The organism is Pontibacter sp. H249 (assembly GCF_037892465.1).
Lineage (GTDB): Bacteria > Bacteroidota > Bacteroidia > Cytophagales > Hymenobacteraceae > Pontibacter.
This window is the reverse complement of record NZ_JBBKTR010000015.1, coordinates 1-12,813: the sequence shown is the minus strand read 5'-3', so window position 1 is coordinate 12,813 and position 12,813 is coordinate 1. Positions and strand designations below refer to the sequence as shown.

Here is a 12,813-nt window from a genome sequence, read left to right as displayed (position 1 = left end):
AAATAGATAAAGAAAAGACAATGAGATTATTTTATACCCTGCTGGCCCTACTGCTTGCTTTTGGAGCTAGTGCCCAGCAAAACCCTCAGTACTCGCAGTACATCTTTAACAGCATGAACATTAACCCGGCTTATACAGGAAGCAAGGGCGTGCTAAACATAAATGCCTTCCACCGCTCCCAATGGACAGGAGTGGATGGGGCGCCGGCCACACAGTCGCTTGCCGTTGATGGCATTGCCGCTAACAACAGGTTGGGAGTAGGCTTGGGCATTACCAGAGATAAAGTTGGTGCACAGTCTATGCTGTCGGCTTATGCTAACCTGGCGGTTAAGCTGCAGGTTAGCGAAAACGGTGTTTTTAGCTTAGGACTTGCCCCTGGCTTAGTACAGCACACACTGGATGGCACAGAGCTTGGTATAGAAGACGATCCGACCATCCCATCCGGTAAAGAGACAAGTATAAAGCCTGATGTTAAAGTTGGCGCATACTTTCACACACAGCGTTTTTATGCAGGCTTGTCGGCCTCAGACCTGCTGCAGTTTAAAGATATGCAGTACATAGAGCCGGAGCGCCACTACTACTTCACGGCTGGTTATGTGTTTGATCTTGGCAGCTTTATAAAAGTAAAACCTAGCGTGCTGATAAAAGAAGACTTTAAAGCGCCGGCTAATGTGGATATGAATGCCTTTGTATTGTTGGGTGATAGGCTATGGCTGGGAGGCTCTTACCGCACAAGTATGAATATCCTTAACGATAATACAGACTTGAAGTACACCCAGAATCGCACGGCCCTAGCTTTAATTGCAGAACTGCAAATAAGCAAGGCTTTACGCGTAGGATACTCCTACGATAAAATGCTGAACGACATGAAAGGCCTGAATACACATGAAGTATCGGTGGGTTACTATTTCTTTAAAAAGAAAGACACCAGAATTATCACACCGCAATATTTTTAATCATAAGCCCTATATACGATGAACTATAGATTTACACCTTTATACTTTGTATTAGCGGCCATGATGGGTTTGGGTACCACAGCCCAGGCGCAGACAGAGTTAAGAAAAGCAAACAAGCAGTACGAGAACTATGAGTTTGCCCTGGCCCTAGAGAATTACCAGGTTGCCGTGCAGAAAAAAGAGCCGGACCTGGCTACAACGCAGCGTATAGCTGATGCTTACCGCCTGACCCGCCAAAGCCTTAAAGCCGAAGAGTGGTATGCTAAAGTGGTAAACAAAGGAGGCCATGAGCCAATAAACCTGTTCCATTATGCAGAGGCACTGCGTAGCAATGGAAAGTACGAAGAGGCCAAAACATATTACATGATGTGGTCTGAAGAGGCCCCCGGAAATGATAACAAGGCACAGCAACTGATTGCGGCCTGCGATATGGCCATGATTTCGGTAAGCAAACCTGCAACGGCAGTGGTAGCACCCGTAGAAAGTATAAATATGCGGGGCTTTTCAGACTTTAGTCCGGTGCAGTATGGCAATCAGATCATTTTTACTTCAGACAGAGGACTAACCGGTGATAAAAAAGGCGGAGTTTACGGCTGGACTGGCCGACCTTACCTACAGTTGTTTACAGCGCAGCAGGATGCTACTGGCAACTGGGAGGCACCAAAGGCACTGGAAGAGGTAATCAACTCAGAATATCATAATGCTACTGCTTCGGCTTCGGAAGATGGTAAAACATTATACTTTACCCGAACGCATATGGTGCCCAAGAGCAACCGCGTAAATACCGACCCTACCAGCTGGGCAAAAGAGCCTGAAGTGAAAGAATTCGTTAACCGCCTGGAGATTTTTACTGCAGAAAAGCAAGGCAACGCTTGGGGTAACATAAAGCCTTTTGCCTATAATAATATAGAATCCTATTCTGTAGGCCACCCAGCTATCTCTCCGGATGGACAGATACTATACTTTGCCTCCGATATGGAAGGTGCTTTAGGCGACACGGATATTTTTTATAGTGTAAAGCAGACGGATGGCAATTGGGGTAAACCTGTAAACGCCGGCCCAACTGTTAACACTGCTGCACGAGAAAGTTTCCCATACGTAGACGGCGAAGGTAGATTATACTTTGCTTCGAACGGACACGCAGGTTTAGGTGGGTTGGATGTGTTTAAAGCAGAAGGCGCACATGCTGCCTGGACCAAAGTCAAAAATTTAGGGGCACCTATCAATTCCTCTAAAAACGACTACGGTATTATGTTCACTAACGCAGGAAAAGAAGGGCTTTTATCCTCTAACCGCGATTCGCAAAACGGTACCGAAGATATTTATTCCTTTGTAATGTTACAACGCCCTGTGGTTATTGAGCTAATTACCTTAGAGCGCAAGCAAAATAATGAAAAACGTAACATAGAGGTGCCACTGCCAAGCACTAAAATTGTAGTAGCTCAGAAGAACCTAAACCAATCGGCGGTGGTTATCACAGATAAGAGAGGGCAGCATTTTATGGACGGCCGCATCGGCGATGTTTACTCGCTGCTGGGCACCAAAGATGGCTACCTGACGCAGGAGAAGCAGGCTGAGATACCTGCCACTGCCGGCGATACAGTGCAAATAGCAATGCTGTTTGATAAAAACGAACTTGAGAAGGCTGTAGTGCTTGAAAATATTTACTACGACCTGGATATGTGGGAGATTAGAGCAGATGCTACAAAAGAGCTGGATAAGCTGGTAGCTATGCTGAAGAATAACCCTGAGGTTAAAATAGAAATGAGCTCGCATACCGATAGCCGCGAAAGTGTAAAGTATAACTTAACGCTTTCGGAGCGCAGAGCACAGGCAGCTGTAGACTATCTTGTATCACAGGGGATAGACAGAAGCAGGCTAAGAGCCAAAGGCTACGGTAAATCGAGGTTGGTTAACGGCTGCGCCGATGGCGTGGTGTGTTCTGAGGCAGATCACCAGCTTAACCGACGCACTGAATTTAAGATTATCAAATAATTGATATAAAGATTCTCATTAGCTTTCATAGTTTGGAAAGGCTCCGCAGCTTCTGCCGGAGCTTTTTTACTTTTATGCAGGTATAAAAGTATAGCCGGCGTTAGTGCCGGCTATACTTTTGTTTATAAGTGCTATTTACTTTTTACCTGTATAAGCCAGGCGGTAAATCACACCGTTGTCATCGTCTGAGAAAAGAATAGAGCCATCTTGATGCTGCGCAAGACCTACTAAACGGGCAAACTGCTGTTGATTGCCATCTACTAAAAAGCCAGTAACCAGATCTTCTACTTTTGTCGGTTTGCCATTCTCGAAGCGTACGCGCACTACTTTATAGCCAGAAGGTTCTTTACGGTTCCAAGAGCCCCGAAATGTTACAATGGCATCTCCCTGGTACTCTTTCGGGAGCTGATTTCCTTTGTAGAATATCATATCAAGCGGGGCACTGTGCGGCGTATAGGTTAAGGCCGGGAATTTAGTTTTTTTAGCATACTCTTCCCACGTCATGCCCATCGGAGGTTCATCAGCCAGGTTAGGCTTACCGTCTTCATAAACATAAGGCCAGCCGTAGTCGCCTCCATCTTCCAGTTTATTAAGTTCCTCTCCGTGTTCGTTATCACCCAACCAATCTATGCCGTGGTCAAAGCCCCAAAACTCTTTTGTTTGTGGATGCCAGTCAAAGCCAATGGTGTTGCGCAGGCCTTTTGCATAAACACGTCTACCTGATCCATCGGGCTTCATCTGTAGCATAGCGGCACTTTCTTTACTGGTTTCTTCGCAGGCGTTGCAGGTGCTGCCCACCGATACATACATCATGCCATCGGGCCCAAACTCAATTGTACGATTTGGGTGCTGGCCACCATCCGGTAATTTATCTGCAATCATTTTAAGCTGGCTTAGTGTACCATCTTTGTTGATGTCGGCGGTATAAATTTCGTTTACAGTTACTAGATAAGCTTTATTATCGCGTAAGGCAATGCCATGCATCTTGTCTTTGGTGGCAACTACTTTTTGCTGGTCGGCTTTGCCATCTTTGTTGGTATCGCGCAGCATGGTAACTGTGCCTTTATCCCGATCTGTAACATAAACGGTGCCGTCGGTGTGCACAGCCAGCATACGGGGCTTGTTCAGGTTTTCGGCAAATTTGGTGATGGTAAAGTCACTAGGTACTTTAAGCTGCCGTACACGCTCATCGGTGGCAGGTACTTTGGCTGGTTTAAAAATATGACCCTCCATGCTGGCAGCTATGGGCTTATTTTGGTTTTGGGCGAAGGCGGTAAATGAAGCAAAAAGCAAACCGACGCCCACAATTGTAGCACTTGTTTTCATAGTATAAGATGTATTTCCTGTTTATTTGTAAAGTGTAGGTATACTACATGATACTATTTTACCAGTGCATGGCGTATTTTGTTTTTACATGCAATGTAATTCAGCAGGTTTAGTTTTTGTGCAAACCTTAGCAGGCTAGCTGCGTTTGCAGAGCATTATCACCCTGATTATGAAATTAAGATTTCTTATTTATACTTTCTTTTTGCTGTTTCCGCAGCTGCTGATGGCGCAGCAGGTTATCAAAGGCTCCGTACAGGATGCCACCTCCGGTATTGCTTTAGAGGGAGCAACTGTTACAGCTAATACAGGAGAGCAAACTACAAGCACAGCAAATGGCCAGTTTTCCTTATCCGTGTCAGAAAACACACAACAACTAATTTTTAGCCTGATCGGATACAACACCCAACGCATAAATCTGCCATACTCCGGAGCAGAGTTACTTATTTCTTTACAGCCAGATGCGGCTAAATTGCAGGAAGTAGTGATAACTGGCTACGAAAGCAACCGACCTTTATTGGAAACAGCCGGTGCCATAAGTATACTAGACAGAGCAAGTATAGAGCGGTTTGACGAGAGTTCGGTGGTAAGGGCAGTGAACACCGTGCCGGGTATACGCATGGAGGAGCGGGCACCAGCCAGTTACAGAATATCCATCAGAGGCAGTTCGTTGCGATCGCCATACGGCATCCGAAACGTGAAAGTATACTACAATGGTATTCCGTTTACAGAGGCTAACGGTACCACGGCGCTTAATTTAATAGATGCAGCCAACATTGGAAGTATAGAAATACTGAAAGGACCAACGGCCAGTATTTACGGGGCAGGTACAGGTGGTACTATTTTGCTGGAGCCTCGCAAAGCTGCTCCCCATGAAACATCTTTACAAACTGGTGCCACCACCGGCTCGTATGGCTTCCGGAAGTATACGGCTGCAGCAAGTATAGGCTCAGAAAACAGCAGTATACTGGTGCAGTACACCAAGCAAAAGTATGATGGCTACCGTGAACAGTCAGCTGTAGATCGGGATGTGCTGCTTATCTCCTCTGAATTTAGGCCGTCTGATAAAAGAACTATCAGCGCCAACATTATTTACTCAGATTTATACTATGAGTTACCCGGTGGGCTTACAGAGGAGCAGTACAGAGATAACCCAAGGCAAGCACGCGGTGGTCAGTTTGGGAGTGTAGTGCAAAATGCTTCTATTGATCTGGAAGGTATAAATGTAGGCTTAAAGCAGGAGTATCGGTTTAACGAGAACTTACACAATATCACTGCCATCTATGGTCTGCACAAGTTTAAAGATAATCCATTTAACACCGACTATGAACGTAATACGAACCAGGAAATTGGTGCCCGCAGCAGCTTTGCCTACAATACAACTCTCGGAAGTATAAATACTACTTTAACCCTAGGAGGTGAGTATCAGCGAGGGTTTGAGGTAGCCAGAACTTATGATAATAATGGCGGCACCTTTGGCGAATTGCGCACCGATGATGAAGTACTTGCTAAAACCGGTTTTCTATTTGCACAAACAGAATTTGAATTACCAGCCGGTATAATTGCAACAGCTGCCCTTAGCCTAAACGACACCAAGTATGAAATCACTCGCCTGCACCAGATTGGCAGTGGCACCTATAAGTATAACCGGGACTTTGAAGCGGTACTTTCTCCGAGGGTGGCGCTACTAAAGCGGTTAACAGATAAAATATCAGCGCATGCCAGTGTAAGCTCCGGTTTTTCACCGCCGACTGAGGAAGAGATTCTAACATCAAACGGAACCTTAAACGAAGATTTGGAGGCTGAGAAAGGCACAAATTATGAAGCAGGTATCCGTGGCTTTGCCGGTAAACTTAGCTTTGATGTGGTTGGGTTTTACTTTAGGCTAAACGAAACGATTGTAAGCAGGCAAGATGAGTCGAGTGTGGCGGTGTTTAGAAATGTAGGCTCTACCAGCCAAAAAGGCCTTGAGTTTAATGCTACTTATACTTTACTGGAGCAACCGGAGCAGCAACTTAACTCAGTTAAAGTATGGAGTAGCTATACAGACAGCCACTTCCGGTTCAAAAATTATCAGAAAGACGAAGAAGACTTGTCAGGTAATAAGTTAACTGGCGTAGCGCCTCATGTAGCTGCGGCAGGTTTAGATGTTGCTACAAAAGCAGGTTTGTATTTCAATCTGACTTCTAATTATGTAAATGAGCTGCCGCTAAACGATGAAAATACCGTTTTTGCCGAAAGTTATTTTATACTTGGTGCAAGAGCAGGAGTAAAGCGCGACTTAGGCCGTAGCTTCGGGTTAGAAATTTTTGGCGGAGTAGATAACCTAACAGACCAAAAGTATAGCTTAGGAAATGATTTAAATGCCTTCGGAGGACGCTTCTACCAACCAGCCCCTGACCGCAACTATTATGGTGGTATAAATCTAAGCTATAAATTATAGGTTGCCCTAAGGCTTTAGCGAACGTTGCGCGGCACCGGCGGAAACTGAGCCATAATAGTTGCAACTGCTCTGTTTATCTTTTCAACGTCTATGGTAACAGGATCTATTTCTGCACTTAATGTGCCTCGCCATACTACCTGGTTTGTGTTCTGATCAATCAAGTCAATCAAAAGCGATCCGGAAGTATAAGCGTTAATACTATTGAAGTTTTGTATGCCCGCCCCATTGTACCGGTACCTGTAGCCATACCAATAGCCATAGCCGTATCCAAAGCCTGGAGCCAAATCAGTTATAGCCGAGGCAACTTCCTGAGGCGCCTCAATGGCAATATCATAAGCCACAAGTAAACCTGGATTATCAGTGGTCGGTTTAATTCCCTTTTTAACCATTTCGCTGGCAATAGCTTCTTTTATACGCTGGTCCAGGAGGGTGCTGTAGAGTGTGCTGCCACTGCCTTGTCTGGGTGCCGGTATCTCTGCTGTATACCAGCTAAATGTTTGATAAAATCTGAAGTTTGCCTCGGGGTCGTAAGTTGACTGTACACTTAGCCGTGGTGCACAGCCAGAACAGAGAAGTGTGCACAATAGTATAGTAGTTGCTTTAAGTAATCGTAGAAGTGATACCATCAATTTAGCTGTAGTTGCTCCTTGGGTAGCTATACGCTATAAGGAAACTAACAGCTAAATAACAAGTGGAAGTGTTTGTTTAGTATAGCTCAGAAAAGCTTCGGGTTATTGTCTGCCGCGTCGTTTTGGCTGCTGCGTGGCAAGTTCTTTGTTTATCCACTTGTCAAGTGCAGCTGCCATTGGCTCTGCTTCTGCGGCTGGTGCAGCCAAAATATCAAGTGACTTTGGTTCTTTGTTGTCACCAAAAAGATAACCTGTAGTTGGCAGCGCACTTAAATGTTGCTTCTGGCCATAATCGCTATCCTGCTCAAGAACGTTTGCTTTAGGTCCTTCCAGCACTTGCTGGTATTGGGCAGTAGTTAATATCGTATTAGAGAAATGAAGTGATAAGCTATTAAATGTAGCAACCTGTGCTGATGCCTGCGAACCGACTAAAAGTAAAGCTACTAAGGTAAGAGTCGCAGTTAGCATTTTCTTCATAACTAATATTGGTTTTGTTCAGGTTTCTTATTTTGACGATGCAAAGGTATAAAACTCAAATGTAATTACATAGGCATCCTTATATATTTTATTAAAAGTATACTTAGCATAGTTATATTGTATACTGCGATTATTGTATTATATCTATTGCTATTTGTTGATATGTGATTTAGGCGTAGTTGTAATTGTGTTATAGTCTAAAAGTTTAGCAGAAATATTTTTTAAATATTTTTATTCATAACTAGAATAAATAAAGCAGCGGGAGATAATTATTGTTGTAAAAAAGCAAAGATGATGTTATGATGCTCTGCTTATTATCAGTTAATAATAAAAAAAGCCTGACCATAAAGGGCAGGCTTTTAAAGTATAGATTGGGAGTGGATTAGCCAACGGCTACCATCTCATTTTCATTTTCGTTATAGGCTTCGATAGGAGCGCAAGAGCAAACCAGGTTACGGTCGCCGTAAGCGCTGTCGATGCGGCTAACTGTTGGCCACATTTTATTGTCGCGCAAGAACGGCATCGGGAATACAGCCTTCTCACGAGAGTAAGGTCTCTCCCAGTTCTCTACCATCACTACTTTTAAAGTATGCGGTGCATTCTTCAGTACGTTGTTCTTCTGGTCAGCTTTGCCGGCTTCAATCTCGCGTATCTCCTCACGGATCGAGATCATCACCTCGCAGAATCTGTCCAGTTCTTCCTGTGCTTCAGACTCAGTTGGCTCTACCATCAACGTACCCGCTACCGGGAACGATACCGTTGGCGCATGAAACCCGTAATCCATTAAGCGCTTCGCGATATCCTCTACCTCTACGCCATACTTCTTGAACTCACGACAATCCAGGATCATCTCGTGTGCGCAACGGCCATTAGCGCCTACATAAAGTACAGGGTAGTGCTTCTCTAAACGCGCCTTCATGTAGTTCGCGTTAAGGATAGCCACCTTCGTAGCCTCAGTTAAGCCTTCGCCGCCCATCATAGCAATATAAGCATAAGAGATAGGCAGGATAGAAGCAGAACCCCAAGGCGCAGCAGATATTGCATTAATAGCATCTTTACGACCTAAGTCAACTATAGCATGACCAGGCAGGAATGGAGCAAGATCTTTTACCACACCGATAGGGCCCATGCCAGGACCACCACCACCGTGAGGAATACAGAAGGTCTTGTGCAGGTTCAGGTGGCAAACGTCAGCACCAATGTGTGCCGGAGATGTTAAGCCCACCTGCGCGTTCATGTTGGCTCCGTCCATGTAAACACGGCCACCGTTATCGTGTATGATCTGGCAGATCTCGATGATAGACTCCTCATATACACCGTGTGTAGATGGATATGTCACCATTAAGCAGGACAGCTCATTTTTATACTGCTCAGCTTTCGCACGCAGGTCAGCAACATCAATGTTACCTTTCTCGTCGCACTTCACAATCACCACTTTCATGCCGGCCATTACTGCCGAAGCCGGGTTGGTGCCATGTGCAGAAGATGGGATAAGCGAAATGTTACGGTGATGATCGCCACGTGACTCGTGGTAAGCACGGATAACCATCAAACCAGCATACTCGCCCTGTGCACCAGAGTTTGGCTGTAAAGAAACCGCATCAAAACGAGTAATCTCGCATAGCCATGCTTCCAGGTCTTTGAATATCTGCTTGTAACCTAATGTCTGATCAGCAGGAGCAAATGGGTGCAGCTGCCCAATCTCAGGCCATGTAACCGGAATCATCTCTGCAGTAGCGTTTAGCTTCATGGTGCAAGAACCCAAAGAGATCATCGAGTGAACTAAAGAAATATCTTTGTTCTCCAAGTGCTTCATATAACGTAGGATCTCGTGCTCAGAGTGGTGTTTATTAAACACTTCATGAGTCAGGTAATCACTTGTACGGATCAGTTTATCTGACCAAGTGATTTCTGTTTCTTCCGGTAGTGCATCTATACCTAACACATCAACAGACTTACCAGCCACCTTAGCAAACACAGCAAGTATAGCTTTTACATCTGCCAGGTTTGTATTCTGATGAAGTGAGATACCGATGTTGTTCTCACCAAAGTAACGGAAGTTGATACCAGCTGCCTCAGCTTCTGTGCGGATAGCGTTTACTAACTCAGCGCTCTCCACAGCAATTTTCAGCGTATCGAAATACTGCTCGTTCTGCTGCTCAAAGCCTAATGCTTTTAAGCCATTCTCCAGTTGCTGTGCCAGCGCATGTGTATTTAAACCAATATACTTCAGGCGGCGTGGGCCATGATAAACTGTATACATACCAGCGATAACAGCCAATAATACCTGTGCGGTACAGATGTTAGAAGTAGCTTTCTCGCGGCGGATATGCTGCTCGCGTGTCTGCAGGGCCATGCGGTACGCCTTGTTACCAGCTGCATCTACAGAAATACCAATAATACGACCTGGGATAACACGCTTAAAGGAATCCTTTGTAGCAAAGTAACCTGCATGCGGGCCACCAAAGCCCATAGGTACACCAAAACGCTGAGTCGTACCTACTACAGCATCAGCGCCCATCTCGCCCGGAGGCGTTAATAAGGTAAGCGAAAGAATGTCGGCAGCAACAGCTACAAACATTTCCTGCCCGTGTGCTTTAGAAATGAAATCAGTATAATCAAAAATGGCACCGTCGGCAGCAGGGTACTGTACCAGGGCACCAAATAAGGTTTCGTCAGAGAAATCAACCTCACGGTGATCACCAACTACTAGCTCAATACCGATAGGTGTGGCGCGCGAAGCAAGTATATCTATCGTTTGTGGCAACACCAGCTCCGATACAAAGAAGCGGTTAGCAGTTTTGCGAGCGCCTTTGCGGTTTGCATAGAACATGCCCATTGCCTCAGCAGCGGCAGTACCTTCGTCTAGCAACGATGCGTTGGCAATCTCCATACCTGTCAGGTCCATCACCATTGTCTGGTAATTGATCAGCGCTTCTAAACGGCCCTGTGCAATTTCAGCCTGGTAAGGAGTGTAAGCAGTATACCAACCCGGGTTCTCCATAATATTACGAAGTATAACCGGAGGCATGATAGTGTCGTTGTAGCCAAGGCCAATGTATGACTTATATACTTTGTTCTGCTTCGCGATCTGCGAGAACTGGTTCAGGAACTCAGTTTCTGTCAGGGCTGCTGGCAGATTCAATGGTCTTTTAAGGCGAATGGCAGATGGTACTGTTTCGTCAATCAGTTGATCCAACGAGTCTACCCCGATGGTTTTAAGCATATCCTGCATCTGCTCTTTGTCAGGGCCATTGTGGCGTTCCTTAAACACGTCTGCAGGTTTGGTTTTAAATATCATAACAATGATTTATGGACTGGGAATAATGGGTTTAGCACTCAAACAGAACAACAATCTATGCTGGTCTCTTATTTTCTGCAAAGTAATAGTAAATGTTTATTATATTGAAGCATCAAGGCCAAATAGTTAGAGCTTAACCGGCTATACACTATATATAATATAAAGTAGTCGGTTTTGTTTAGACACTTTAAGTTTAAATGCTGCCTTTATTTATACTTCAGCTTAACAAATCTTATTGCGTAACAATTCAAGATTATCCCAATCATGAGCAAGCTTAAAGTAGGAATCATAAAAGAAGGAAAAGTACCTGTAGATAAACGTGTACCCCTTACCCCTAAAAAATGTGTAGAAGCATTGCAGGAGTTTCCGGGCATGGAGATAGTAGTACAGCCAAGCGACATTCGCTGCTTTAAAGATGCAGAGTATAAAGAGCTAAACATCCCGCTTCAAGACGATCTTAGTGACTGCGATATCTTAATGGGAGTTAAAGAGGTTCCTATAGAACAGCTGATCCCAAACAAGACATACTTCTTCTTCTCCCATACTATAAAGAAGCAGCCACACAATGCAAAGCTGCTCCGTGCTATACTCGACAAGAACATCACCCTTATAGATTATGAAACGTTAACTACATCTGAAGGACAACGTTTAGTCGCTTTTGGAAGATATGCCGGAATAGTAGGAGCCTATAATGGCATGCTAACCTATGGCAAAAAGCATAGGCTGTTTGATTTGAAACCAGCTTATCTGTGCCACGAGATGGAAGATATGCAGGAGGAATACTTTAAAGTGAAGCTGCCTCCAATAAAAATAGCCGTAACAGGTGGAGGCCGAGTAGCGGGCGGAGCCATGGAGGTACTTGATAAAATGGGTATAAGGAGGGTTAGCGTATTCGATTATCTCTATAAGCAATTCACGGAGCCAGTATATGCCCAGCTGCACTCAGGCGACTATAACCGAAGACCAGATGTAGAAGTATGGGACTCCCCTGACTTTTATGCGCATCCTGAATTATATGAAAGCACATTTGGGAAGTTCACGAAGGTAACCGATCTACTGATGGCTTGCGCTTACTGGGATCCAAAAGCACCGAAGCTGTTCAAAGAAGAAGATACACGCCAACCTGATTTTAAGATAGACACCATTGCTGATATTACCTGCGATGTAGATGGATCTATTCCGACTACAAAGCGGGCCACTACTATTTCAGAACCAGCCTACGACTACAATCCTGAAACAGGAGAGTTAGAACCAGCCTATAGTAATAAAAGCAACATAACTATAATGGCTGTAGATAATCTTCCATGTGAACTACCAAGGAACGCCTCACGTGACTTTGGAAGGCACCTTATAGATAATGTATTCCCTCACTTGTTTAATAGAGATAAAGAAGGTGTTCTAGAAAGAGGTACTATAGCTAAGGCAGGGAAGTTAACTGAGAAGTATAGTTACCTAAAAGATTATGCAGATAGTGCAGTAGCGGGTAAAGAGAAGGAAAGGGCAATATAGTATAGTATAGTATAGTATAGTATAGTATAGTATAGTATAGTATAGTATAGTGGGCTGAGACCAGTGCTGAAGAACAAATACACTGTATCTATCGATAGGAAATTATTGAAGAGGATAGGGGTAATTAAACCTTGAGAAATTTTCCCCCTCACTCACAGGGCATTAGGAGCTTCGGAGGGA

Annotated in this window: 8 protein-coding genes; 4 read left to right on the top strand and 4 right to left on the bottom strand. The window is 44.6% G+C overall.

Annotated features, from left to right (window positions below):
- Positions 1 to 20 precede the first annotated feature (20 nt).
- Together WG943_RS16565 and WG943_RS16560 are read left to right on the top strand one after the other, a co-directional pair.
- Complete coding sequence (locus WG943_RS16565) at positions 21 to 956, top strand: PorP/SprF family type IX secretion system membrane protein (protein WP_340410705.1); 936 nt, start codon at positions 21 to 23, stop codon at positions 954 to 956.
- A gap of 18 nt (positions 957 to 974) precedes the next feature.
- Positions 975 to 2,951 (top strand): OmpA family protein, encoded by a 1,977-nt coding sequence (locus tag WG943_RS16560; protein WP_340410704.1) that lies wholly within the window; start codon positions 975 to 977, stop codon positions 2,949 to 2,951.
- A 135-nt stretch (positions 2,952 to 3,086) separates the two neighbouring features.
- On the opposite strand, the gene WG943_RS16555 is transcribed toward WG943_RS16560, so the two are convergent.
- Positions 3,087 to 4,277, bottom strand: coding sequence for a PQQ-dependent sugar dehydrogenase (locus WG943_RS16555; protein WP_340410702.1), 1,191 nt, complete (start codon positions 4,275 to 4,277; stop codon positions 3,087 to 3,089).
- 169 nt (positions 4,278 to 4,446) lie between these two features.
- Between WG943_RS16555 and WG943_RS16550 the strand changes: the two genes are divergently transcribed.
- Positions 4,447 to 6,717 carry a TonB-dependent receptor domain-containing protein gene (locus WG943_RS16550; RefSeq protein WP_340410701.1) on the top strand — a complete coding sequence of 757 codons (2,271 nt, stop codon included), beginning with the start codon at positions 4,447 to 4,449 and terminating at the stop codon, positions 6,715 to 6,717.
- A 14-nt stretch (positions 6,718 to 6,731) separates the two neighbouring features.
- Here WG943_RS16550 and WG943_RS16545 read toward each other — a convergent pair whose 3' ends face one another.
- The 3 genes from WG943_RS16545 to gcvP all read right to left on the bottom strand — a co-directional run bounded on the left by WG943_RS16545 (position 6,732) and on the right by gcvP (position 11,124).
- The gene (locus WG943_RS16545; protein WP_340410699.1) at positions 6,732 to 7,301 is read right to left on the bottom strand and encodes a DUF4136 domain-containing protein; all 570 of its coding nucleotides are present in this window, start codon (positions 7,299 to 7,301) and stop codon (positions 6,732 to 6,734) included.
- Positions 7,302 to 7,448: 147 nt separating this feature from the next.
- On the bottom strand, positions 7,449 to 7,823 hold the full coding sequence (locus WG943_RS16540; RefSeq protein WP_340410697.1) for a hypothetical protein: 375 nt from the start codon (positions 7,821 to 7,823) through the stop codon (positions 7,449 to 7,451).
- Positions 7,824 to 8,205: 382 nt separating this feature from the next.
- Positions 8,206 to 11,124, bottom strand: a complete 2,919-nt coding sequence (gene gcvP / locus WG943_RS16535; RefSeq protein WP_340410696.1) for an aminomethyl-transferring glycine dehydrogenase — start codon at positions 11,122 to 11,124, stop codon at positions 8,206 to 8,208.
- A gap of 264 nt (positions 11,125 to 11,388) precedes the next feature.
- Between gcvP and WG943_RS16530 the strand changes: the two genes are divergently transcribed.
- The gene (locus tag WG943_RS16530) at positions 11,389 to 12,633 is read left to right on the top strand and encodes an NAD(P)-dependent oxidoreductase (RefSeq protein WP_340410695.1); all 1,245 of its coding nucleotides are present in this window, start codon (positions 11,389 to 11,391) and stop codon (positions 12,631 to 12,633) included.
- Positions 12,634 to 12,813 lie beyond the last annotated feature (180 nt).